This window comes from Pseudomonas edaphica (assembly GCF_965277385.1).
GTDB lineage: Bacteria > Pseudomonadota > Gammaproteobacteria > Pseudomonadales > Pseudomonadaceae > Aquipseudomonas > Aquipseudomonas edaphica.
The window spans coordinates 907,056-929,858 of sequence record NZ_OZ255725.1 but is presented as its reverse complement, the minus strand read 5'-3'; the positions used below and the strand labels follow the sequence as shown (position 1 = coordinate 929,858).

The following is a 22,803-nucleotide window of genomic DNA, read 5'->3' as shown; positions in this document are numbered from 1 at the left end:
ATGGCTTTTCACCTGCGCGCGGCGACGGACCGCGACCTGCCATTCGCACGAACGCTGACCCATGAAGCCATGAACCGCTATTACCTGCAGTACGATTTGTTGTGGTCTGACCATGGCTTTGACGTCGCCTGGGCTTCGCGTGAAAACTGGCTGATTTGCCAGAATGAAACCGTGATGGGGTTTATCAGCGTGAATCGTGACAGCCAGGCACTCTATATTCGCGAATTACACCTGCTCGAGCGCTGCCGCAAACAGGGCGCTGGCAGTTGGGTGTTACAGCAGATGGTGCTTAAGACGTGTGCGCAGGGCTTGGGCCTTTTACGCTTGACCGTGTTCAAGACCAACCCGGCGAGACGCCTGTATCAGCGCCAAGGGTTGAGTATTGTCGGGGAGGAGGACTGCTTTTGGCGCATGGAGCGCGAGTGTCGGGCGGCTGTCGTGGACTAAATCAGGCACGCTGTAGGAATAAGCGCATACTGCGCTCAGGACACACTGCTTGGATTAAGGTGTTGAGCGACGCGTTCATCCACGATAATCCCTTCTTTCATGCCCAGCAGCACCGCTACTTTATGGGCTTCCCCACGCCGTCCCTTTTTACGCCCAGCAAGCACTTGATACGTGGTGGCCGGATCAACGCCATGTTCACGTGCGAACGCTTGAACTGACTTTCCTTGATATTCCAGCCAGGCCTTGGCTTGTGCAGCGGTACGGATTCCGGGCATAGTTCAAAACCGTTCAAGTTTGTGTAATACGAGATGAATGTGTCACCTCTTGGGGTGTGCCAGATAGGATCATACATCCAAATGAGTGGAATCGGTTCGCGTTTGCGGCAAGAAAGAGAGCGACTTGGCTTGTCGCAAAAAGCATTTGGTGAAATTGGAGGGGTTGAGGCCAATGCCCAGGGTAAATATGAAAATGGGGGCCGGGCGCCTAAAGCCGACTACCTGTCACGGGTAGCCGAAAAAGGTGTGGACATCCTGTATGTGTTAACCGGCAACGCCACCCCGATTCAATTGGAAAACCTCAGCCAGATAGAAGAAAAGGTCCTCGGTGATTACCGCGCCATGTTCAAGGAAGACCAGGATGCAATCCGCCGCCTGACGTCTACCCTGGCCGAACATTCGGCTGCGTCGAATGGGAAAAGCAAACCGCAACCCCAGGATTCCTGACCTTTTACCCAGGAAATAGCGCTGCTTGTCATCCGACGGGCCGCCGCATCGCGTTGAAACTCTATATATATGACGCTAGCAGCTAGGTCTGCGCCTTGGTTTTTTGCTAAGGTGTTCAGCAACCTATAAGACCATATCGCGAGGTGTCTGCTTGATTAGGGTGCTAGTAGTCGATGACCATGATCTCGTTCGTACGGGCATTACACGAATGCTGGCTGACATCGATGGCCTGCAAGTAGTCGGCCAGGCTGAATCGGGGGAGGAATCCCTGATCAAGGCTCGGGAGTTGAAACCCGATGTGGTTTTGATGGACGTCAAGATGCCTGGGATTGGCGGTCTTGGTGCCACCACCAAATTGTTGCGCAGCCATCCGGACATCAAGGTCGTAGTGGTCACTGTGTGCGAGGAAGATCCGTTTCCTACACGGCTTCTGCAAGCTGGGGCAGCCGGTTACCTGACCAAGGGCGCAGGCCTGGCCGAGATGGTGCAAGCCATACGCCTGGTATTTGCCGGCCAGCGCTATATCAGCCCGCAGATTGCCCAGCAGTTGGCGATCAAATCGTTCCAGCCTACCAGCGACTCGCCGTTTGATGCGCTGTCGGAGCGGGAAATCCAGATCGCCTTGATGATCGTCGGCTGCCAGAAAGTACAGACGATCTCCGACAAGCTGTGCCTGTCGCCCAAAACCGTCAACACCTACCGCTATCGTATTTTCGAGAAGCTCGCCATCAGCAGTGATGTTGAGTTGACCCTGCTCGCGGTACGCCACGGCATGGTGGACGCCAGCGCCTGACATGACCACACCGTTTGATCCAAGTGCCTTTCTCTCAACCTGCAGTGGCCGCCCCGGCGTGTACTGCATGTTCGACAGCGAGGCACGCCTGCTTTATGTGGGCAAAGCCAAGAACCTGAAGAACCGCCTGGCGAGCTACTTTCGCAAGGCCGGGCTGGCGCCGAAAACCGCCGCGCTGGTGGCGCGTATCGCCCAGGTTGAAACCACCATCACCGCCAATGAAACCGAGGCGCTGCTGCTGGAGCAGACGCTGATCAAGGAGTGGCGGCCGCCCTACAACATCCTGCTGCGTGACGACAAATCCTACCCCTATGTGTATTTGTCCGACGGCAACTTCCCGCGCCTGAGCATTCACCGAGGCGCAAAGAAGGCCAAAGGCAAGTATTTCGGCCCGTACCCGAGCGCCGGTGCGATCCGCGAAAGCCTGAGCCTGCTGCAAAAGACCTTTTTTGTGCGCCAGTGCGAAGACAGCTTCTACAAAAACCGCACGCGGCCGTGCCTGCAATACCAGATCAAACGTTGCAAGGCACCCTGTGTCGGCTTGGTTGAACCTGCTGAGTACGCCGAAGACGTGCGCCATTCGGTGATGTTCCTCGAAGGACGCAGCAATGCCCTCACCGATGAACTCTCCGGCGCCATGGAGCAGGCCGCCAGCACCCTGGATTTCGAACGGGCCGCTGAGTTGCGCGACCAGATTTCGCTGTTGCGCCGCGTGCAGGACCAGCAAAGCATGGAGGGTGGCAACGGCGACGTCGATGTGATCGCTGCATTCGTCAACCCGGGCGGCGCCTGTGTGCACCTGATCAGCGTGCGTGGCGGGCGAGTGTTGGGCAGCAAGAACTTCTTCCCGCAGACCGGTATCGACGAGGAAGTGGCCGAAGTCATGGCCGCCTTCCTTGGCCAGTACTACGTCAGTAGCCCCGAGCGCGACTTGCCGTCCGAACTGATCGTCAACGTGGTGCATGAGGACTTCCCCACGCTGATCGAGGCGATCCACGAGCTGCGCGGGCGCGAGCTGGACATCAGCCACCGTGTACGCGGTACCCGCGCGCGCTGGCAGCAACTGGCGGTGACCAACGCCGAACAGGCCCTGGGCGCGCGTCTGGCCAATCGTCAGCACGTTGCCGCACGTTTCGATGCCCTGGCCGAGGTCCTCAACCTCGACGAGCCGCCCCAGCGCCTGGAGTGCTACGACATCAGCCACTCCAGCGGCGAAGCCACCGTGGCCTCCTGCGTGGTATTCGGGCCGGAAGGGCCGATCAAGTCCGATTACCGGCGCTACAATATCGAAGGCGTCACCGCCGGCGATGACTACGCCGCCATGCACCAGGCGCTCACGCGGCGCTTCAGTAAGCTCAAGGACGGCGAGGGCAAGCTCCCCGATATCCTGCTGGTAGACGGCGGCAAGGGCCAGTTGTCCATGGCCCGTGACGTGCTCAACGAACTGGCCGTGCCCGACCTGATCCTGCTCGGCGTGGCCAAGGGCGCCACGCGCAAGGCCGGTTTCGAGACGTTGTACTTGAATGATGCCGCCCATGAGTTCACTTTGAAGGGCGACTCACCCGCATTGCACCTGATCCAACAGATTCGTGACGAAGCCCACCGTTTTGCCATTACCGGCCACCGCGCCCGCCGTGGCAAAACCCGGCGAACCTCAACCCTGGAAGGGGTGGCGGGCGTTGGCCCGACGCGCCGTCGCGACTTGCTTAAACATTTTGGTGGCTTGCAGGAGCTATCCCGTGCCAGCATTGACGAAATAGCCAAAGCCCCCGGTATCAGTAAAAAGCTCGCAGAATTGATTTATGCAAGTCTGCACAGCGAATAGAATGCCTTCTCACCTCGTAGCCAGTTGTGCCGATGAATATCCCTAATCTGATCACCGTTCTACGCGTCCTGCTTATCCCGATTTTCATTTTGTTGTTCTATTTGCCCTACGAATGGAGCTACGCCGCCTCCAGTTCGGTGTTTGCCTTCGCTGCCGCAACCGACTGGCTCGACGGCTACCTGGCGCGCCGCCTGGAGCAGAGCACGCCATTCGGCGCGTTCCTTGACCCTGTGGCCGACAAACTCATGGTCGCCGTCGCCCTGGTCCTGCTGGTGCAGGAACATGGCAACCTGTGGCTGACCCTGCCGGCCGCCGTGATCATCGGCCGCGAGATCGTTGTCTCGGCCCTGCGCGAGTGGATGGCCGAAATCGGCGCCCGCGCCCACGTGGCCGTCTCCAACATGGGCAAATGGAAAACCGCCGCGCAAATGCTTGCGCTGGTGATTTTGCTGGCCAACCCATCGGACTTCTCGATTTGGGTTCTTATCGGTTACGCCTTGCTGCTCATCGCCGCCGGCCTGACCCTGTGGTCCATGCTTCAGTATTTGCGCGCCGCCTGGCCGCATCTGCGTACCACCGTTGAAAAGAAATAAAACTTTTTTGAATCAAGGGGTTGACGGGGGTTCTGGATTCTATAGAATGCACACCACCAAGACGCGGGAATAGCTCAGTTGGTAGAGCACGACCTTGCCAAGGTCGGGGTCGCGAGTTCGAGTCTCGTTTCCCGCTCCAATTATTTTTCTATAGACTTCCATTGAAGTATGTAGAAACTAAAAAAAGAGGCTTCGGCCTCCTTTTTAGTTCCAGTAAAGTCTATTCTGGTACATCAATATCCACGAATTTTTAGTACATTTTTTAGTACATCAATTCGACGCTTGGTAAATCAGTTTTTAGAGCTGCTTGGCACCCCGAAAACGGTACAACCCTCCTTCATTCATATGAGTGGAGTTAGTACAATGGTCCTTACCAATACGGCGGTCCGACACGCCAGGCCTCGCGCCAAAAACTACACCCTTCCTGACTTTGATGGCCTTGCGCTTTTCGTGAATACTAAAGGCACCAAGAGCTGGCACTTCCGTTTTTCTTGGGCGGGCAAACAGCCTCGTATTTCGCTCGGTACTTATCCTGAAATAGGTCTACGCGATGCTCGCGCTCTGCGCAATATCGCCAGGGCGCTGGTCGCGAAGGGTCTCGATCCCCGCGATCAGCGACGCCTTGAGCGCAATGCCAAACTGTTGGCCGAGAGAACACCTTCTTAGGACGATGTGATGCAGATCTTCAGCCCTAGGGGGGTAGGGGCGGGATCGCCCGATCTGACGTCGTGGACTGCTGGGAATTCAAGCAGTGCTGAACTGGTTTATGCCAACTCTCGGTCCACCATTGCTGGTCTTGAGCTCGCTCGCATAACTGAAAAAGCCAAGATCGTATCCTTAGGCTTTTCGTCCCAGAGTCACCGTGCTGATCGACGGTATGGTGTGCTCCACTCAAACCTACCTATGCATCCGGATGAATGGAGCTAAGGCTAGAGCTAGGGTTATCACGACTATGCTAGGATTAGATAACGTAGATAACTGGAGAGGAGATTTCCATGAGCGTTACAGAGCAGTCGGGCGTCTCCACCTTGGTCGGTACGCCGAAGGAGGCTCGGGCTAGCTTGAGCCGCTCCCATGCGGATCGAGTGCTGGTCGTGTCTTTCGATCAGGTCAACCTCAATGTATTTGAGGCCTTGGCGGAAAACTTCGCCAATGTGGCTTCGTCGATGTATGAGGTGCTGCAGGAGCGTCAGGACCCTAAGTCGCTCGAGCGCCTGGCCGAGGTGTTTGTGACGCGAAAGCCGCCTTCGCCTCGACTGCTCAAGGAAGCGGCAATGCTGGTCCAAGCCCGCAAAGCGGTATTGGAAAGCGGTGATTGGCTGACCGCCGCGGATATCGCGCAGGTGGCCCAGTTGAGTACCCGAAACCCGAGTGCCCAGCCCAACAAATGGAAAAAGCAGGGGCAGATATTTGCCATCAATCACGGTGGGGTCGACTATTTCCCTGGTTACGGCTTGAATCCGGATGCGGGTTATCGGCCGTTCAAGGCATTAGCCAAAGTCATTGAGGCTTTTGCTGGCCACAAGGACGGCTGGGGTATGGCTTACTGGTTCCGCTCAGATAACAGTTTTCTGGGCGGCAAAAGGCCCCAGGACTTGCTGGCGCCGGAGCCTGATCGGGTGATTGCTGCCGCACAGGATGAAATCCAGGGCGTTGTCCATGGCTAAGCAGCGTACCGATTCCAGTAAGGGTAGGGCGACGCCTCCCACGGATTTGGCGGCGTCCGTTACCCCAGTGCCTGCGGCTACGTTGCACGTCACTTTCACCGTGATCGCCAAAGGCGATGTGCTTCATCGTGTGCACCAGGATAAGTATCAGCCTGATCAATTCAATCCTGGCGTGCACGGCAACGCACGCTTCAGCCCGATCCAGGATGATCAGGGGCGGGCGATTCCCACGTTGTATGGAGGCACGACAGTCGAGTGCGCCTTGATGGAGACCGTCTTCCATGACGTTCCCCATACGGCGGGGTTCAAGAGCTTCGACAAAGGCAAGCTGGCTGGACAGGTGCATTCTGCCGTCCAGGTTAGCCAACCGCTGCACCTAGTGGACCTGTCCAGCGTGCCCCTGCGGAAACTGGGCATCACGCGCAAACAACTGATCGACACTGAGAAAGATCAATATCCTGCGACACGCAAATGGGCAGAGGCAATCCACCGTCAGTGTCCAGATGCCCAAGGGCTGTCTTGGGTGTCGCGACAAGATGATTCGGCACGGGCGGTGGTGCTCTTTGGTGACCGGGTTCCTGACGGCGCACTCCATCCGCAGGGGGTGTCACGCAGCTTGACCGGCGACTCGAATGCATTCGACACGGTGCTAGATCTGGCAGAGCGGATTGGGGTCGTTATCATCGCGGGAAAACGCTGAGTCAAAATGACCGAACAGTGACCCCTGGAATCCGCTCTTGAAAACCGGAGGACGTTAATGGCGTCTCCAGGATTCGAATCCTTGGTTTCCCGCCAAGATTTACACGAAAGCCCCGCACTTGCGGGGCTTTTGTGTTTCTGAGGCTTGGATAGATAACGCCGGTTTTGAATAGGTGTTCCGAAACTTTCGAGTATGAGTTCCGAAACTCTGTCTATTTTTATGGTTGAGCAGTGGCGACAATCCTCCTGTAAACCCGCTTGGTGATCTCCTGTTTACTATGGCCCACAGTAGATTTACGTCGCCGGTATCGACGATTTCCAATGCGGCCTTGGGCCGAATGTCACGAAACTGAAGCCTTTCAATTTTTGATGCGAGCATAGGGTCCCCAAGATCCAGTGCGTTCTACTTTGACCGATCCTTCGATAATTTCCGTAGGATAAATCAACAAATTTATACGATTGTTCCGATTTTATTGCGTGTAGCGATCAGTTTATGCTGGGGCATGAATTTATTTTTCTGATTGCGGGATACTGGCAATGCGTTATGCACTTATATGTTTTTTGTTGTGCCTGATCGGTGCGAGGTCTGCATGTGCTGTCGATTACTCTCCCCAAACGCTGTCGATAGCGTTGCCGTCCACGATCAATGTCACCGGGAATAGTTTGAAGGGAGATGTTTTATGGACTTCAAAGAAGTTTGTAACAAATGTATCTTCGAATGCTGGAAGTGGTGGCTGGAGCGCTCCTGTTTATTCGATGGTCTCGAACGGTGTACAAGCGAGTTTGCCAGGCTGTGTGTTTGAAACTAATATTTCTGGTATCGGGGTGAAATGGTGGTTTGAAACGACAGGTGAAGGGCTTATATCTAAAGCAATTAATGTGTGTACCTTTACGCAAACGGATCAAACTACTTTCGTTGACGGCAAAGTTTATCCTCGAAAATTTTGGATTGAGCTTGTTAGAACTGGAGCGATCAAGGCCGGGGTCTTAAATGTCGGTTCTAATTTGAGTTCATATAGCCATATTCAGATATTAAAAGATGTTTCAGTAAGTGTGGTGAGTTCTACATCCATTCGAATAGGGCCTACCTGCCTTGTATCAACGCCGGTTATCCCCGTTAGGTTTGGAATAAATTCAGCCAGTTCTTTCCGGCGGTTGGGCGATACCTCCAGCCCTGTCTCATTTTCAATTGGACTATCATGCAGTGGCGGTGATGCAGGTATTTCCGTCGCTTCCTACGTCACGCTAACAGATGCTTCTAAGTCGACCAATATCTCCGATGTTTTATCATTAAGTGCATCCTCGACAGCCTCGGGCTTAGGCATTCAAATCTTGAACGGAGATACAGTTCTGAAATATGGGCCCAGCTCCAGTATGGGGAGCGCTCAGCAGTGGAAGGCTGGTGATATTCGTCCTGGCATAAGTGCATTTCAAATTCCTTTACGCGCGCGCTATATACAAATGGGTGAAAAAGTGACGCCAGGAAGTGCTAATGGTCAAGCGACATTTACACTAACTTATCAGTAGGTCTTAACCAATCGTGTGGCTCCGTTGCAGTGAGGAGCAAATTAGAAACCTCGTGAGCTTTTTGGGATTATAGCTACATTTGATCACCGGTGAATAAGCCGGATAGTATAGATCTGGATCCTGCTTGGGGGGAAAAATGGGACTGGGTGGGCTGGTGTTGCTGATACTGGTGCTGAAGGCCAGTGCCGCCGGCGCTACCTGGCTGGCTCAAGACTGGCGCTTCGGTAAGAAACTGGCGGTAATGGGCGAGGCCCAGGCGCTGATTCTCCCTGAGCGGTGGCCAACAGGTCGCACATCTGCACCATCCGGCAATGTTCCGGCGCGCCTCTGTCAGCCGCTTCTGGGTCGCTGTCAGCTCTTCCTCGAGCAGGGCGCACTGGTGCTGGTACATTTCCAGGGGCGTAGGGCATCCAAGTCAATCGCAGGTGTCTTCGTCGAGGTTCATTGCGAGTAAATCAGAATACTGGATGCGCATACAGTAATTGAGCTGCCGCCGTGGCGCGATTCGAGGCGACGAGAGGCAGTTAGTCTTGCGCCATAAGGACGGCCAGGGTCATCTTGGTGAACTCTTCTTTCATCGATGGTGTGCAAGGCGCCGCACACATTCTCAGCCATGTCGGCAGAGCCGCGCTGCTCTACCCAGCTTGCTATTTCCACGATGGAAGCTTCAAGGGCCAACTAGTTTTCGTAAAGCTTTGAGAGCAGAGAAGGGAGTAGGTCTGAGTTTGGCATTGGTTCCTCTGGTGGAGTCAACAGCTTAGCCGTCAGTGTTATTTCGGGAGGGTTGTGTTCGTTCGGCAGGACGCCGAGGGGGGGGGAACAGTTCCAAAACTAAAACCGCACCCCCTGCAGAATGCGGCTCTCAGGTCGGTTGATTCTGTTGAGTAATGGAACTCCTTAGGTATTCAAAGCCGCAGCCCGCCTGCATTTGCATAGCGGTCTTTGAGACTGGATTGCCATTACTCAGTCATTAGGATCCAGGCGGAGCTGGGGCACTATTGGGCCGCTTACTCCGAGCGTACTCGACTGCTGAAATCCAACCGGATCCTGCCCAGCTACCTGTGTGAGGTTGAGTCAGAATTGAGTGACAGGTGGAAGGCGAGTTGCGACGCACATTGCATTATGTCAGGCAAAGAACCTGAAGAGTTTGCAGAGGACGACTTCAAGGCGATTTACCTGCAGACATAAACCCCGCCAAGCTTTGCCTTGAGAATCGGTCGCGTCAAATCAAGCTTTCGTTATTTGTTCATGGGCACCTACCACCGTCGGGCAAATGGAGTCGACACGGATCACCCGATTCTTTGGCATTCAGCTAAGGTGAGTGATGAATGAGATTCCCCTATATGGATCGACACCTGATCCACAACGGCTCCCTCGCCTGTTTTTGCTCGCTTACTTCATATCGGAATACGAATCATCTGGGAACGATCATCCTATCGAACTACCCAAACTTTTGCTGGTGCTCCCTATAGTTTGGAACCCTGCAAGCAGTGCTGCCCTTTCCAAACGAAAACTAGCTCGGCCATCGACAACGTCCTTCGTGACACCCCGATTCTGAAGATTGATCTGGAACTTCGTGTCCAGGAATACGCCGCCTCAACCCTGCAGGGGCTGAACCCGGGAGTCGCGACCAAACTGATAGAGAAGGAGCCAGGCGAAGACGGTGATGTGTTCACCAGTCTAGTCATCCGATGGCCGAAGGGTACCAAAGCGTCGATACCTGCTGAGATGCTCAAAACCACCAAGCAGCTATCCAGCTGGCTAGCAAGTGTCTCTACACCTCAAATCTATAAGCTACTGTTCGGAATCCCAAATGAAATTCGAGATTAATGCCGTCCTGCTGTGGCCACAGAGCCAAACGAATCCCATTCGGGAAATCGAATTCGAGCCCGGCAATCATCAATATGGGGGACGGTGGTGGGTTGATTGAAATTCCCAATACGTACAACGCGGAAACCTACGAGATCTTACGTGAGCAGTGGGGCGCTTAAGTGTAAACGATTTTCCGCAAGTGAGTTCGACCTCAACACCGTTCCACTTTGCCATCGAGTTGAGCCGATGCGCGGCCAATGCCAAGCCAGTGATTGCTTTTAATGGCAAGTACGGACCGTCTACAATCCCCACCATACTGACTCTTGAACCATCTGCGACCAGTGCTCAGGTTTTTGGGGCAGTCATGAACAATGAGTTGACGTATCAGGTGATTCGTTATGACGCCGGTGCGTATTCGATTAGCCGGGTGGGCGATGGAGCCAAGATACCGTTGAGCGTGTATTACGTTCGCCAAGGGCATGGTGAGGCATTGAAAGCTGGTGCCGCGAATGGAGCGGCGGAGTTTACCTTCACTTTTCCTTGATAGAATAAAGCACGCGACGTATGTCGATTTTTTAGATAACCAATAATTTTCTTTTTTCTTGTTGGATTTTTTTTCATCTGTCGAGAAGTGCGTCGAGTTGTTCTTCAGCTGCCTGTAAAGAACTGATGCTGGCCTGTAATTCATCTTCACGCTGATTTAATGCCTGTTCACGGATTAGTAACTGCTGCGCTCGCTGTTCGAGTTCGCGCTGAAGCTCATCCAGTTTTACATATTTGCCCAGTAATATTTCCTTATGGTGGGTAATGCTGGCGACAAGTGACTTTAGGTTCGCGTCAATTTTTGACGAAGTTGTCTGTACGTTGCATGTTGCCACCGACTCAACCGTCACACTGCTCGTCTCGCGGATTGCACGGGGCGCGCAGCTGCTAGTGTGTTGTGATTGCAGGGGCAGGGTACCGGCATCGGACGGTGGGTCGTAATGCAAGAGATTCATGAGCCACGCGTCACTGATTTTTAGACTGTAGTGAGTACTTACAGCGCTGCACTCAATGTCGGTGTCGGTCAGGTCCACCAACGCATAAGTATTTTCGGTTTGTCTTGGGACGCTCGCGCAGGCATCGCGCAAAATATCCTTAAGTACTTGAACCGCCGCCGTAAGTGTCTCGGGCGGGGCATCACACATGCGCAGCTTTTGGTCCTCGCCTTCAAGATATGTCAGGTAAATCTTAACTAGTTCATCGCCCGATTTTTCATTGAGGCTATAAACCAGAAACTGCCGATTGAGGCCGGCGGCGGTAAAAGCGCACAGGACCACGGCGTTGAGCAATTGACCATGGACATCGGGTATTTCAAGCGTACGCAATAACATGAGCAATCCGGCTCCGTGAGGCTGAAGGGGTAGCGGTGAGGTGAGCAGAATAGCCAGCTGGACCCGATAGCGTTGTCAGATAAATCTTACTCGCTGATGGAAGTTTCGATTTGCGCCAAGGACCAATCGGATTCACCACAGATGAGGTTTCAGGATCCGTACCCTACCGATAAGGTGCGTCGCGAAACGAAGCGTGCACTCTCAGACGCTTCGCCGCGTCTGAGCAGGTAACTGGGCAACCATGATCGATATAACGCATTTGACCAAACGTTTCGGCAAAGTCCTGGCAGTAGACGATGTGTCTTTCAAGGCCACCTCGGGTGAGGTACTAGGGATGCTCGGCCCCAACGGCGCGGGAAAGTCCACTACCCTGCGTATGCTCACCGGGTTCATGTCGCCCACCTCAGGCACCGCCAACCTCTGTGGTTTTGATATACGCCGTCAGACGCGCCACGCTCAACGTCTGATCGGCTACGTTCCTGAAACAGCTGCTTGCTATAACGAAATGTCCATCGCGAGTTTTTTGGGTTTTATTGCTCAAGTGCGTGGCTTGCGTGGACGAGAAAAGACGGCGCGAGTCACGGTCATGCTTGAGCAATTCGAGCTGATGGAGGCACGTGGCCAGACCATCGATACACTTTCTAAGGGTTTCCAGCGCCGCGTCGGATTGGCGCAAGCGATAATGCATGATCCAAAGATACTGATTCTTGATGAGCCCACCGATGGTCTGGATCCGAATCAGAAGTACCGCGTGCGCGAGCAAATCAAAGAGCTAGCCCGCGACAAAATCGTCATCATTTCTACCCACATCCTTGAAGAGATCACCGCGTTGTGCAGCCGCGTGCTGGTTATGGATAAAGGTCGGCTGTTGATCGACAGCACCCCGCTGGAGTTGGAAAGTCGTTCGCGCTATCACCAGGCTGTGACGTTGTACGCCACCCGGCCTCTGGATGTAATGACGCTTGGCATGCTGCCAGGCGTTGCAGGCATCGAGGCGGGGCCTGAACCCTATAGCGTTCGGGTGCTGGCGCGCACTGGAGCGGTGATATTACCGGCTATCAATTCGCTGATTCTGAGTCGCGGCTGGGATGTACCACGTCAGGAAGTGGAGCGGGGCTCACTGGGGGAAGTCTTCCGACTGCTGACCCGGGAGCAACAACCATGAGGACGTTCTGGCCGGTGTTCAAGCGCGAGCTGTGCAGCTATTTCGTCACTCCCGTCGCGTATGTGTTCACCCTTTTGCTACTGCTGCTCAGCGGTATCAGCACGTTTTATCTGGGCGACTTCTACCAGCGTAACCAAGCCGACCTGGCCCCTTTTTTCGACTATCTGCCGTGGCTATATGCGTTGCTGCTGCCGACCCTTGCCATGCGCATGTGGTCCATAGAGCGGCAGAGCGGATCAATTGAGTTGTTGATGTGCCTGGCGGTGGGTACGGCTGAGGCGGTTGTAGCCAAGTTCCTCGCCGCCTGGGTGGTCAGCGGGTTGGCGCTTGCGTTGACGTTTCCACTGGTGATCACTGTCAACTACCTGGGGGCGTCGGACAACGGCGTCATCCTTTGTGGCTATCTGGCCAGTTGGCTGCTGGCCGGCAGTTGCCTGGCCATTGGCGGGTGCCTGTCGGCACTGACCAAGAACCCACTGATTGCCTTCCTTACCACAATGGCGCTATGTCTGGTATTCATGGCCTGCGGCTTCCCAGTGATGTTGGATGTCTTGCGTGGTTGGTCAAGTTTGCCGTGGCTCGATGGCGTGGCTTCGTTGAGTTTCCTCACACATTTCGAGGGACTATGCCGAGGTGTGGTAGACCCGCAGGACGTGCTGTATTTTTTCAGCCAGATCATTGGCTGGCTCGCCGCCACCGTGATTGTGGTTGAATTGAAAAAGGCAGTGTGACGCCATGTCATTCAAATCGGTGACACGTACCTGCTTGCGCCTCGTGGTCATTATCGCCGGGTTCGTGGCGGTCAACTTCGAGTTGGCGCCGCGTTTGGCGTCGATGCGGTTGGACCTTACCGAGCAGCAGCTTTACACCCTGAGCCCGGGGTCGCGCCAGATTATTCAAGCCGTGGCGGAGCCCACCGATCTGTACTTTTACTTTTCCAGCCAGGCCGCCAGGGACCTTACGGTCATGCGCAGTTACGCGGTGCGCATCCAGGCACTGCTGCGTGAATATGAGCGTGTGTCAAATGGCCGACTACGGGTGCACATTATTGATCCTGCGCCGTTTTCAGCGGACGAAGCCCGCGCAGTCGAGCTCGGACTGCAACCGGCTCCCATCGGCAAGGCGGGTACTGCCGTTTACTTTGGCTTGGCCATCGTTGACGCCCAGGCGCACCACGCCAGTATCGGTTTCTTTGCGCTTGAACAACAAACGTTCCTTGAGTACGACATCAGCCGCACATTGCAGACGTTGACTCGGCCTGCGCGGCCCGTGATTGGCTTGATGTCTTCGCTGCCGTTGGCAGGTGGCTTCGATGTGCAGTCGGGCCGAACCCGACAGCCTTGGCGGATCATGCAGGAGATCGACAATGCGTTTGAAGTGCGCGAACTGGCGTCCGATGTCGACACCATCGACAGTGGACTCAATGTCCTGATGCTCGTGCATCCCAAACGTTTACCTGTGACGACACTGCGAGCTATTGACCAGTTTGTGCTGCGTGGCGGGCGTTTGCTCGTGTTCGTCGACCCCTATAGCGAGCAGGATCGTGGCGATTACTATTTCGGGATACCCAGCAAAGACAAGTCTTCTGACCTCGCGCTTTTGTTCAAGGCGTGGGGCATCAAGCTTCTACCCGATAGCGTGTTAGGCGACAGCCGCTACGGTCAGTTTGTGGCACTGGCACAAGGCGCAGAGCCGGTCTGGCAAGCGACTGCCTTGGGGTTGTCACCCTCTGCGATGAATGAACAGGATGTTATTACTGCTGGTATTGGCAGCCTTAACCTGACCACCGCCGGTATCTTGAGCGCCGTGCCGGGTGCAACGACTACCCTGACGCCGCTGCTGCACAGTTCAGAGCAGGCCATGCCCTACAAGACGGCGCTTCTGGATCATCTGGAAAGCCCCGATGCGTTGACCAAGAGCTTCAAGGCTACAGGTGAGCGTTACCTGATCGCGGTACGCCTGCAAGGACCGGCGCGCTCGGCTTTTATTGATTCACCCGGAGCATTGATCGAGGCGCAGAACATCAACGTCGTGGTCGTGGCGGACACGGATGTATTGAGCGATAACCTGTGGGCGGATGTGCAGCGCCAAGGCAATCAACTGATCACAGTGCCGTGGGCTGACAATGCGGTATTGGTGCTTAACGCGCTGGACAGCCTGTCGGGGTCGGATGCGTTGATCAGCTTGCGCTCACGCGGTCATTACAGCCGCACCTTCACCGTGGTGGAACACGCACAGCAACAAGCGCGTGCGCGCCTGCGCGATATGAGTGTTGAGCTGCAAGGCAGGTTGGACATGACCGAAAAGCGCTTGGCCGAATTGGCCGCGGGGCGTGAACTGAATAAACAGCTGACCGTTGAGCAGCAATCCTCTTTCGATCAATTTTCTGCTGATAAAGCGGTTATCGAAAAGTCCATGCGCCTCGTAGCGCGTCAGCTGGATGTACAGGTTGAGGGGCTCGGGATAAAACTCAAGTTGATCAATATTATTTTAGTTCCGTCGCTGCTTTCCCTGGCAGCATTGGGTGCTTTTCTATGGCGTCGCCGAGCGCAGGATCTAGGTTAGTCAGGACATCGCCACTGTATTCCTTTGGTGCGCACTGTAGGAATTATCTAGCTTTCTGGGTGGCTATATCTGATGGGGGCGTCAGATTGGTGCGGTAGTCGCGATTTTCATGCTGAGTTAAATTTTTGCGTGCTTTCAACGAGCGTCTTTTTGAGACGCCGATTATTCAATTCCGGAAGTTGGCAAGCCCTTTTATATTTACCGCGGCTTATGTATTGGAGTAGTTCCAAAAGGCATTCACGCCCTCTTATAGTGATAAGGAGCAGGAGGTGAATATCAGTAAAGCAATAGTATCTTTGATTCTGCTTTTTTCAAGCTGGCAGGCGCTAGCCACCCAGTGTGTCTATAGTAGCTTGACTTTGTCTCTACCCAATAGTTTTGTTTATCAGGGAGCCGGCTCAGGAATGATTTCTACTGCGTGGCATCAGGCAAGTAATGCATCACTGATGAATTGTGATGTGACAGGCTCCGACAAGGCCGAGATTGTCACTGAAAGTCCGCTGGCGGTTTCTGGAGCATACTCTTTTGATGGGGCTGTCTACGCGCTGTTGCAAAGTTCTTTACCTAATATTTCATTTATTATTGCTTTGGAGGACACCAAGGGTAAATCGAAACCTTATCAAGGGCTACCGGTGACGACCTACGAACAAGTAGGTAGCGTAAGTAGTACCTTTGGAATTAGAGTATTTATTCGTTTAGTGGCTACGGGAAGATTGGATCCAGGTTCGTATATCCTGCCGGCAGTGGATTTGCTGCGTACCGGTGTGAGCCAGGGCGGACATTATACCGGGTCCGCGATTACAAAAACCACGGGGACGATCATTACGTCAAAAAGTCCTACGTGTAAAGTTTTGGTTGCTCGTGAATATACACTTCCAAAAATAGACCTCTCTGATATCCCGCGCGAGAATGCGACGGCGGGTACAATTGCCGTTGCTTTTTCCGCAACGTGTGAGAAGTCGGCTTCTGCGTACAACGTCAAGTATTCACTGGTTGATATGAATAATTCAGTGGCGGGCGCCAATTATGTAACGCTTCGCTCTGTTGCAGAATCGGCTCGCCTTGAGTCGGTCGGTTTGCAGTTAATGGACGGGACTGACACGCTGTTAATGGGTACTGCCTATCCGTTTGCGCAAGTTCCAACAGCCGGTGGGATTATTTCAAAAACACTGCTAGTCAGTTACGTACGTCGCGCAATGACCGCCCTGTCCCCAGGACGTGTCCAAGGTGAAGTAGCGCTCATTTTGTCTTACGAATAAATAGAGGTCGGTGATGCAAGGAACACCGGTGCACTCTGGACGCTCGCGAAGCCTTTCTGGAGTATTGGCTATTAACCGCTCGCAAGGATGCTCTTAATCTGAAGCGACTGATTTAGCCAGCAACAGAAGGAAGTGGGCATGAAAAAGCTGCATAAGAAAGTCGCACTGGTTACCGGCGCCTCGAAGGGCATCGGCGCAGAGATTGCCAGGCAATTGGCCAAGGATGGCGCCACCGTCATCGTCAATTATGCAAGCAGTCGCGAGGATGCCGAGCGCGTGGTTGAACAGATTCTGCAAACTGGCGCCAGGGCTTACGCGGTGCAGGCGGACGTATCCAATAGCGCCGACCTCAAGGCGCTGTTCAAGACCATCGTGCATGAGCATGGTCATCTCGACATCCTGGTCAACAATGCGGGTGTCTACTCGACCAGCGCGCTGGCCGACATTACCGAGGCGGAGTTTCATCGCCAGTTTAACCTCAACGTCCTGGGGCTGATTCAGTGCACCCAGGCAGCCGTTGACGTGTTCAACCCTGAGGGTGGCAGCATCGTTAATATCAGCTCCAGCGTCACCTCGTTCACACCGGCCAACTCGACGGTGTATACCGCCTCAAAGGCTGCGGTTGACGCCATCACTCGTACTCTGGCGAACGAGTTAGGGCCTAGAAATATCCGAGTTAACTCGGTCAACCCTGGGCTGGTCGTCACCGAGGGCGTGCATGCCAGCGGCTTTTTCGAAGATGCCTTCCGGGAAAAAATAGAAGCCATTACGCCCCTGGGGCGCATCGGTCAGCCCCAGGATATCGCACCTGCTGTTGCCTTCCTCGCGTCGTCGGATGCGAGCTGGATCACCGGTGAAACACTGATAATCGGCGGTGGTCTTCATTAAGCCCGGGCGGCGTGCTCGCGCATGTAGTGGCGAGGCGATTGAGACATGACGCGCTTGAATGCCGTGCTGAATGCGCTTTCGGACTCATATCCCAATGAGAACGCGATAGTGGACACCGAGTCATCAGAGTTCTTCAACCGATCACTGGCCAGCAACATGCGCCAGTACGTCAGGTACTCCATGGGGGCTGCGCCGACCACCTGCTTGAAGCGCAACGCGAACGCCGAGCGCGACATGGTTGCCAGTTGTGCCAGCTCCTGAACGGTCCAGCGACGCGCCGGGTCGGCGTGCATCGCGCTCAAGACAACGCTGAGATTACGGTCGGCCAAGCCGTAAAACCATCCGATACCGCTGCTTTCCAGGGTCGCCAAATGGGTGCGCAGGACTTCTACCAGCATCAGATGCGCCAAGTGTTCGTTCATCAGCGAGCGGCCTGGGCGCTTCTGCTGCAACTCCGAGGTGAACCGCTCCAGCGCCCAGCGCAGGACCGAGGCTTGTGGTTCATCGCCTTGCACGTGGACCAGCGAAGGCAGGCTGCTGAGCAGTAGCTGGGTAGGGACGCCGCTGAAGTCAAAGCGGCCACCGACCAGTTGAGTATCGTCGCCGCCGTAATGCAAGGCCAGCTCGTCCGCCGCGAGGGTTTGAAAATACCCGTCGGAATTCATCACCGGCTGGGACATATCACTGTAGAGCGAAAAAGGCATGCCTCTTGTCATCAGAAAGCAATCGCCCTGATGCAGACGCTGCGGCTGCTGTTCGCCATCCACTTGCAGCCAGCAACTGCCCTTGACTACCGCCGTGAACTTGATGCCTTCACGTTCAGGAAAGGTGAACGCCCAATCACCACCCAGGGAGAGCGTGGCGGAGTGGTAATTACGGATTCTCAACAATGAAAGGACGTCGGACAGAGGATCCATGCATCACCTGGTTGGACGAAGAATAAAGTAATGGTGATTTTATATCAGAGCTAATCCAGATTTCACCTTTAAATATGAGGTTTCCCATGCACATCAATTTTGCTACGTCTTATGGTCCGCTGATCAACGGGGTGTTTGAAACTGGCGATAAGTCGCGCTCGTTTGCCGCGGCCGACCCTGCCACCGGCAGGCACCTGGCCTATATCCGTTATTGCGACGCCACCGACGTCGATCGCGCCGTCAATGCGGCACATGCTGCGTACCCCGCCTGGCGTGCCCTGGGCCAGCAAACGCGCTCACGCTTGGTGAGCCTGCTGGCTGACGAGATCGAAGAGCACAGTGAGCGCTTGGCCATGATCGATGCCCACGACGTGGGCCGTTGCATCACCGAAATACGCAAGGACTACCTGACTGCCGTAAGGCACTACCGCTATTTCGCCTCGGTCATCATGGCCCATGAAGACACCGGTCGTGAAATCGAAGGCGGTTACGCCATTGCCAAGCGTGAACCGCTGGGCGTGTGCGGGCAGATCATTCCTTGGAACGCGCCGGCGATCATGGCTGCGTTCAAGCTCGCACCGGCACTGGTGGCAGGCAACACAGTGGTGTTGAAACCTGATGAAAATGCTTCGTTGTCGACGCTGGAATTGGGCAAGTTGATCAACACGATCTTTCCCGCCGGCGTGGTAAATATGGTCACCGGTTTGGGGGAAATAGTCGGTGCGGCGTTGGGCGAGCATCCTTTGGTCAGGAAGCTGTCATTTACTGGCAGTACGGAAGTCGGCCGGACGGTAGCCGGTGTTGCCGCGCGGCGCCTGGTGCCTTCAACACTCGAACTGGGTGGCAAGAGTGCCAATATTGTATTTCCCGATATCGAAGACATTGATGCGGTCGTCGATAACGCAACCTTCGCCGCTATTCATAACAATGGCCAGTCATGCTTGGCCGGCACACGATTGTTTGTGCATGCAGCCATATTTGAGGTGTTCAAGCAAAAGCTGATCGCTGCGTTCAAGCGTGTGAAAGTCGGTTCACCGCTGGCTGTAGAGTCGCGGATCAGTTGCCTGGTCAACGCTCAACAAGGTGAGCGCATATTGAGCTACATCGTCATGGGTTTGGAGGAGGGCGCCGAACTACTCGCGGGTGGCGGTCGCGCAGCGGTAACAGGGTGCGAGCACGGCTACTTTATCCAACCCACCTTGCTACTAGCGCGTAATGACATGAGCATTTGCCAAGAGGAGATATTCGGCCCCGTGCTATCGCTGATCGTGTGGGACGATTATGAAACGATGATTGCCCAGGCCAATGACACGGAATATGGCTTGGCGGCCGGAATTTATACCAGCAACATCCAGCATGCCATGGACACTGCGGCGCGGTTGGAGGCAGGGTCGGTGTGGATCAATCGTTACTCGAATATAACCGATGGCACTGCGTTCGGTGGCTTCAAAAACAGTGGGATTGGCCGGGAGTTTTGCCGGGAGACGCTGAATGCTTATACCCAAGTTAAAACCGTTACGATACAGGCACGGGTGCCGATGGCCTGGTTTTGCGAGGAGTAAACCGTTCACTGGCGTTGCTAAATAGAAAGTAAATAGTTGCTTGATGCCCGATATCTGTCGGGCTATTTCTTGGATATTGAAAGTTCAAGGTACGTAAGAAAGCAAGGTGAGAGGCATTTGATTTCAAGGCAGGTAAGATAAATCGCACAACTTTCAAGATGTATCGGTGCCGCGAGCTGAGCTATCGTCTGTAATAAATTGAATTTAGGTGTTATTGTTCTGGTTTGAAATTTGCGATGTAGACGTATGTGCCAGCTGAAATGGTTGATAGTAATTTGGTTGGTGAGTCCAACGGTTATTGCGCAGGCCGAATGGTTTACACCGGCGAATTCAATGATTCAGTACCCGCAACCCTAACCATACCTGGCAGTCTTGCAGTGGGAAGTATCTTGTGGTCGTTCAGTCCAGTTGTGACGCAGTTGGATGATAGTCTTGAGTCAGGGGAAGTGAGGCTAAGACAGCTGGAAGGCGTTCCAGCACACTTGGAGAGGATGTTTTTGCAACTAATGTGGAAGGTGTCGGATTACGGTATAAGATTTTATTTAAGTCGCGAAATTATCCCGGTGGAATCAATATAGTCGTGACTTCTGATGCCCGGCCTGAGAATCCGTATTCCGTTGGCTGGGAAAGAGGTGACAGTTATCAGCAAAGAGTCTCGGTTGAGCTTGTCAAGACCGGACCTATCAGCGCGGGCACGATTTCGAGTTCCGTCATATCCTTACTTTTGGTGATGTGCCCATCTGGCGGTGTCTGTTGGCCGTATATGGAGTTCGCAGTAGCGGGCAGCGGTGCGACAACGCTCAGTGTCGGCCACAGTTGCAAGGTTGCTACACCCGTTATCTCCGTAGGGCAAGGCAAAGTTTCTATAAGTGCATTTGCTAGCGCAGGCCAAACGTCAAGCCCGACGTCGTTTTCAATATCACTCTCCTGTACGGGCGGGGATGTGGGCACCTCGCTATACCCCTATGTCACGTTGACGGATGCCACTCATTCAGGAAACATTACAGATACACTGACACTCAGTGCCCAATCAAATGCTACTGGCGTTGCTATTCAAATTCTTCAAGAGGCCGATATTCTGAAGTTCGGGCCTGACTCTTCCTCACCTGAAAACATTAACCGGTGGAAGGCAGGTGAAATCATGCGTGGCATGGCGGTATTTCAAATTCCTTTACGAGCGCATTACGTACGTACCCATAGCCCCTTGCAGCCAGGCGTCGCCAACGGTCAAGCACCTTTCACGTTGAGCTGGCTCTGATTTTAGCTTCGCACAATTTTTTGTACGCCCATCCCATCGGGGATATCTACAGCAATCCCCTTTCAGTCCACCAAATCATCCTGTTAAAGCCCTATGTTGTCAGTGTGGTTTGAATAATGCCCGCTAGAAAAAATAGCGCCTCCGAAATTTGCCCATCGTTCTACACGTCATATGGGTCTGTAGGAAATATCCTACTCGCTTGAAAGATTCGTCTACGGGGTCATGTGGATATCAGCGGTTGGCGCTGTTTGTAAGGACGGTAGAATTTGGCAACTCTTATAGTTAAGAGTGAAGCTGTCTATTTGTTGTCGCCAATCTTGAGGTAACTACCTGTGTCTATTCCTTTCAAGCTTATTCTTGCGTCGTCCATCGTAGGGATGTTTGCTACTTCCGCCATGGCTGCGGATGGCACCATCAATTTTACTGGACAAGTAACCGCGGCCTCTTGCGGTATCAGTGCGGGTGCAGGTACCGGTGTCACCGGCACCACTCAAAAAACAATTGATGTGAAAATGGGCAAAGTTAGTATGGATAGCCTGAAAAATACTCAAGCAGGTATTGTGGCAGGTTCGGCCATCAATATCGCGCTTGATTGTGCTAATACCGCAACGGGCCTTTCAACCGTGAAAGTACAGTTTGACCCAAGCTCTGGATCGGGTGTGGACGCCAAGAACAACAATCTGCTGAGAACTACGGGTACCGCTACGGGTGTCGGCATTGGTATTTATGATAGCAGTAACAGCCTGATCAACCTGGCGGGTAATGGCACATTTAATGCGCCATTGATCAAAGGTGGTGTCGATCCCGATTTTAAGTACACCGCCAACCTCAATTTGCGCGCATCTTATGTAGCCAACGGTGATGTGGTCGCGCCTGGCACCGCTGACGGCAACCTGCCATTTACCCTGACTTACGAATAAGTCCCTTGCGTGGAGAAGCATGTGAATGCTTCTCCAGCATCTGCACAGGAAAAGAGATGAAAAGCCCAATTTCCAAGTATGTCCTGGCGGGATTTGCATTGCTGTTCAGTAGTATTGTAAGTGCGGGCATCACATTAGGAGGCACTCGGATTATTTACGCCGAGAAGCTCAAAGAAACTTCAATCATGGTCAAAAATGACGGTGATAAGGACATCATGGTTCAGTCATGGATTGAACCTGATGCTGCGCATGCTGAACAAGAAGTGCCCTTCGCGTTGACACCGGCCCTTAGTCGCTTAGGTGCAGGTAAGCAACAAAGCTTACGCATTTTTTACGCGGGGAAAGGGCTACCCGCCGACAAAGAATCGGTCTTTTGGCTGAGCGTACAAGAAATTCCGCAAAAGTCGGAAGCTGATAACACATTACAAATTGCGATACGTCAGCGTATCAAGATTTTTTACCGCCCTGCAGGTATTTCCGGAACAGAGGAAGAGTCTGCCAAGCAATTGAAGTGGCAGTTGATTCATGAGTCCGGCAAAGCGTGGCTGGTCGCGAAGAACTCGTCACCTTTTTATATTTCATTTGGTGAGGTTGCGGTAAAGCAGGCCGGAAAAAGTTATGCGGTTCAGGCAAATATGATTGCTCCTGGTGCGACCTCTAAGTATCCGATAGGCGCAGAAACTTTGCTATCGAAGCAAGGAAAATTCAGCGTTGAATTTAAAGCAATTAACGATTATGGCGCCCCGAAACTATATGTGGGAGAGGGCACGCCTGAGTGAGGGTTTCAGTAGCTCTGTGTGTGCGGCTGAAA

23 protein-coding genes, 1 tRNA gene and 2 pseudogenes are annotated in these 22,803 nt (G+C 53.8%); 22 read left to right on the top strand and 4 right to left on the bottom strand.

The window, feature by feature from the left end; genetic code table 11:
• Positions 1–447 (top strand): GNAT family N-acetyltransferase, encoded by a 447-nt coding sequence (locus tag ACQY47_RS03805; protein WP_099547684.1) that lies wholly within the window; start codon positions 1–3, stop codon positions 445–447.
• Between the two features lie 35 nt (positions 448–482).
• Here ACQY47_RS03805 and ACQY47_RS03800 read toward each other — a convergent pair whose 3' ends face one another.
• The gene (locus ACQY47_RS03800; protein WP_017139021.1) at positions 483–722 is read right to left on the bottom strand and encodes a DNA-binding protein; all 240 of its coding nucleotides are present in this window, start codon (positions 720–722) and stop codon (positions 483–485) included.
• An 81-nt stretch (positions 723–803) separates the two neighbouring features.
• Here ACQY47_RS03800 and ACQY47_RS03795 point away from each other — a divergent pair, with 81 nt between their 5' ends.
• The 10 genes and pseudogenes from ACQY47_RS03795 (at position 804) to ACQY47_RS03750 (ending at position 8,727) form a co-directional block, all read left to right on the top strand.
• Positions 804–1,169: a helix-turn-helix domain-containing protein gene (locus ACQY47_RS03795; RefSeq protein WP_099547685.1), complete on the top strand. Its 366-nt coding sequence runs from the start codon at positions 804–806 to the stop codon at positions 1,167–1,169.
• Positions 1,170–1,320: 151 nt separating this feature from the next.
• A complete protein-coding gene (gacA, locus tag ACQY47_RS03790) occupies positions 1,321–1,962 on the top strand; it encodes a response regulator transcription factor GacA (protein ID WP_003190387.1) in 642 nt (213 codons plus the stop codon).
• A gap of 1 nt (position 1,963) precedes the next feature.
• Positions 1,964–3,787, top strand: coding sequence for an excinuclease ABC subunit UvrC (uvrC, locus tag ACQY47_RS03785; RefSeq protein WP_428555816.1), 1,824 nt, complete (start codon positions 1,964–1,966; stop codon positions 3,785–3,787).
• Between the two features lie 32 nt (positions 3,788–3,819).
• Complete coding sequence (pgsA, locus tag ACQY47_RS03780; RefSeq protein WP_099547687.1) at positions 3,820–4,380, top strand: CDP-diacylglycerol--glycerol-3-phosphate 3-phosphatidyltransferase; 561 nt, start codon at positions 3,820–3,822, stop codon at positions 4,378–4,380.
• 63 nt (positions 4,381–4,443) lie between these two features.
• Positions 4,444–4,519: transfer RNA gene (locus ACQY47_RS03775), tRNA-Gly, on the top strand.
• 224 nt (positions 4,520–4,743) lie between these two features.
• Positions 4,744–5,031: pseudogene (locus ACQY47_RS03770) on the top strand (Arm DNA-binding domain-containing protein); the annotation flags it as partial.
• A 344-nt stretch (positions 5,032–5,375) separates the two neighbouring features.
• Complete coding sequence (locus ACQY47_RS03765) at positions 5,376–6,047, top strand: hypothetical protein (protein ID WP_428555813.1); 672 nt, start codon at positions 5,376–5,378, stop codon at positions 6,045–6,047.
• Positions 6,040–6,747, top strand: coding sequence for an RES family NAD+ phosphorylase (locus ACQY47_RS03760; protein ID WP_428555810.1), 708 nt, complete (start codon positions 6,040–6,042; stop codon positions 6,745–6,747). The genes ACQY47_RS03765 and ACQY47_RS03760 overlap by 8 nt, the downstream gene beginning before the upstream one ends.
• A 536-nt stretch (positions 6,748–7,283) precedes the next feature.
• Complete coding sequence (locus ACQY47_RS03755) at positions 7,284–8,273, top strand: fimbrial protein (RefSeq protein WP_428555807.1); 990 nt, start codon at positions 7,284–7,286, stop codon at positions 8,271–8,273.
• A gap of 154 nt (positions 8,274–8,427) precedes the next feature.
• A complete protein-coding gene (locus tag ACQY47_RS03750; RefSeq protein ID WP_428555804.1) occupies positions 8,428–8,727 on the top strand; it encodes a hypothetical protein in 300 nt (99 codons plus the stop codon).
• A gap of 70 nt (positions 8,728–8,797) precedes the next feature.
• Here the strand turns inward: ACQY47_RS03750 and ACQY47_RS03745 are convergent.
• Positions 8,798–9,005 (bottom strand): annotated as a pseudogene (locus ACQY47_RS03745) (hypothetical protein).
• Between the two features lie 741 nt (positions 9,006–9,746).
• Here ACQY47_RS03745 and ACQY47_RS03740 point away from each other — a divergent pair.
• Both ACQY47_RS03740 and ACQY47_RS03735 read left to right on the top strand, forming a co-directional pair.
• Positions 9,747–10,103, top strand: coding sequence for a three component ABC system middle component (locus tag ACQY47_RS03740; RefSeq protein ID WP_428555801.1), 357 nt, complete (start codon positions 9,747–9,749; stop codon positions 10,101–10,103).
• Between the two features lie 181 nt (positions 10,104–10,284).
• Positions 10,285–10,629 carry a hypothetical protein gene (locus ACQY47_RS03735; RefSeq protein ID WP_428555798.1) on the top strand — a complete coding sequence of 115 codons (345 nt, stop codon included), beginning with the start codon at positions 10,285–10,287 and terminating at the stop codon, positions 10,627–10,629.
• 73 nt (positions 10,630–10,702) lie between these two features.
• Here ACQY47_RS03735 and ACQY47_RS03730 read toward each other — a convergent pair whose 3' ends face one another.
• The gene (locus ACQY47_RS03730) at positions 10,703–11,458 is read right to left on the bottom strand and encodes a hypothetical protein (protein ID WP_428555795.1); all 756 of its coding nucleotides are present in this window, start codon (positions 11,456–11,458) and stop codon (positions 10,703–10,705) included.
• 241 nt (positions 11,459–11,699) lie between these two features.
• Here ACQY47_RS03730 and ACQY47_RS03725 point away from each other — a divergent pair, with 241 nt between their 5' ends.
• The 5 genes from ACQY47_RS03725 to ACQY47_RS03705 all read left to right on the top strand — a co-directional run bounded on the left by ACQY47_RS03725 (position 11,700) and on the right by ACQY47_RS03705 (position 17,335).
• A complete protein-coding gene (locus ACQY47_RS03725; RefSeq protein ID WP_428555792.1) occupies positions 11,700–12,623 on the top strand; it encodes an ABC transporter ATP-binding protein in 924 nt (307 codons plus the stop codon).
• Complete coding sequence (locus ACQY47_RS03720; RefSeq protein WP_428555789.1) at positions 12,620–13,354, top strand: heme exporter protein CcmB; 735 nt, start codon at positions 12,620–12,622, stop codon at positions 13,352–13,354. The genes ACQY47_RS03725 and ACQY47_RS03720 overlap by 4 nt, the downstream gene beginning before the upstream one ends.
• 4 nt (positions 13,355–13,358) lie before the next feature.
• Positions 13,359–15,188 (top strand): Gldg family protein, encoded by a 1,830-nt coding sequence (locus ACQY47_RS03715; RefSeq protein WP_428555782.1) that lies wholly within the window; start codon positions 13,359–13,361, stop codon positions 15,186–15,188.
• A 269-nt stretch (positions 15,189–15,457) separates the two neighbouring features.
• A complete protein-coding gene (locus ACQY47_RS03710) occupies positions 15,458–16,447 on the top strand; it encodes a fimbrial protein (RefSeq protein WP_428555779.1) in 990 nt (329 codons plus the stop codon).
• Positions 16,448–16,585: 138 nt separating this feature from the next.
• Complete coding sequence (locus tag ACQY47_RS03705) at positions 16,586–17,335, top strand: SDR family NAD(P)-dependent oxidoreductase (protein WP_428555776.1); 750 nt, start codon at positions 16,586–16,588, stop codon at positions 17,333–17,335.
• On the opposite strand, the gene ACQY47_RS03700 is transcribed toward ACQY47_RS03705, so the two are convergent.
• The gene (locus tag ACQY47_RS03700) at positions 17,332–18,252 is read right to left on the bottom strand and encodes an AraC family transcriptional regulator (RefSeq protein WP_428555773.1); all 921 of its coding nucleotides are present in this window, start codon (positions 18,250–18,252) and stop codon (positions 17,332–17,334) included. The genes ACQY47_RS03705 and ACQY47_RS03700 overlap by 4 nt on opposite strands.
• An 86-nt stretch (positions 18,253–18,338) precedes the next feature.
• On the opposite strand from ACQY47_RS03700, the gene ACQY47_RS03695 reads away from it, so the two are divergent.
• From ACQY47_RS03695 to ACQY47_RS03680, 4 genes are all read left to right on the top strand, one after another.
• Positions 18,339–19,814 carry an aldehyde dehydrogenase family protein gene (locus tag ACQY47_RS03695; RefSeq protein WP_428555770.1) on the top strand — a complete coding sequence of 492 codons (1,476 nt, stop codon included), beginning with the start codon at positions 18,339–18,341 and terminating at the stop codon, positions 19,812–19,814.
• 580 nt (positions 19,815–20,394) lie between these two features.
• A complete protein-coding gene (locus ACQY47_RS03690; RefSeq protein WP_428555767.1) occupies positions 20,395–21,072 on the top strand; it encodes a fimbrial protein in 678 nt (225 codons plus the stop codon).
• A 332-nt stretch (positions 21,073–21,404) separates the two neighbouring features.
• Positions 21,405–21,992 carry a fimbrial protein gene (locus tag ACQY47_RS03685; protein ID WP_428555764.1) on the top strand — a complete coding sequence of 196 codons (588 nt, stop codon included), beginning with the start codon at positions 21,405–21,407 and terminating at the stop codon, positions 21,990–21,992.
• Between the two features lie 56 nt (positions 21,993–22,048).
• Complete coding sequence (locus ACQY47_RS03680; RefSeq protein ID WP_428555761.1) at positions 22,049–22,771, top strand: fimbrial biogenesis chaperone; 723 nt, start codon at positions 22,049–22,051, stop codon at positions 22,769–22,771.
• The last annotated feature ends 32 nt before the right edge of the window (positions 22,772–22,803 follow it).

Coding starts and splice junctions, on each gene's coding strand:
- ACQY47_RS03805 (WP_099547684.1), top strand. CDS start 1: ATGGCTTTTCACCTGCGCGCGGCGACGGACCGCGACCTGCCATTCGCA.
- ACQY47_RS03800 (WP_017139021.1), bottom strand. CDS start 722: ATGCCCGGAATCCGTACCGCTGCACAAGCCAAGGCCTGGCTGGAATAT.
- ACQY47_RS03795 (WP_099547685.1), top strand. CDS start 804: ATGAGTGGAATCGGTTCGCGTTTGCGGCAAGAAAGAGAGCGACTTGGC.
- uvrC (WP_428555816.1), top strand. CDS start 1,964: ATGACCACACCGTTTGATCCAAGTGCCTTTCTCTCAACCTGCAGTGGC.
- pgsA (WP_099547687.1), top strand. CDS start 3,820: ATGAATATCCCTAATCTGATCACCGTTCTACGCGTCCTGCTTATCCCG.
- ACQY47_RS03765 (WP_428555813.1), top strand. CDS start 5,376: ATGAGCGTTACAGAGCAGTCGGGCGTCTCCACCTTGGTCGGTACGCCG.
- ACQY47_RS03760 (WP_428555810.1), top strand. CDS start 6,040: ATGGCTAAGCAGCGTACCGATTCCAGTAAGGGTAGGGCGACGCCTCCC.
- ACQY47_RS03755 (WP_428555807.1), top strand. CDS start 7,284: ATGCGTTATGCACTTATATGTTTTTTGTTGTGCCTGATCGGTGCGAGG.
- ACQY47_RS03730 (WP_428555795.1), bottom strand. CDS start 11,458: ATGTTATTGCGTACGCTTGAAATACCCGATGTCCATGGTCAATTGCTC.
- ACQY47_RS03725 (WP_428555792.1), top strand. CDS start 11,700: ATGATCGATATAACGCATTTGACCAAACGTTTCGGCAAAGTCCTGGCA.
- ACQY47_RS03720 (WP_428555789.1), top strand. CDS start 12,620: ATGAGGACGTTCTGGCCGGTGTTCAAGCGCGAGCTGTGCAGCTATTTC.
- ACQY47_RS03715 (WP_428555782.1), top strand. CDS start 13,359: ATGTCATTCAAATCGGTGACACGTACCTGCTTGCGCCTCGTGGTCATT.
- ACQY47_RS03705 (WP_428555776.1), top strand. CDS start 16,586: ATGAAAAAGCTGCATAAGAAAGTCGCACTGGTTACCGGCGCCTCGAAG.
- ACQY47_RS03700 (WP_428555773.1), bottom strand. CDS start 18,252: ATGGATCCTCTGTCCGACGTCCTTTCATTGTTGAGAATCCGTAATTAC.
- ACQY47_RS03695 (WP_428555770.1), top strand. CDS start 18,339: ATGCACATCAATTTTGCTACGTCTTATGGTCCGCTGATCAACGGGGTG.
- ACQY47_RS03680 (WP_428555761.1), top strand. CDS start 22,049: ATGAAAAGCCCAATTTCCAAGTATGTCCTGGCGGGATTTGCATTGCTG.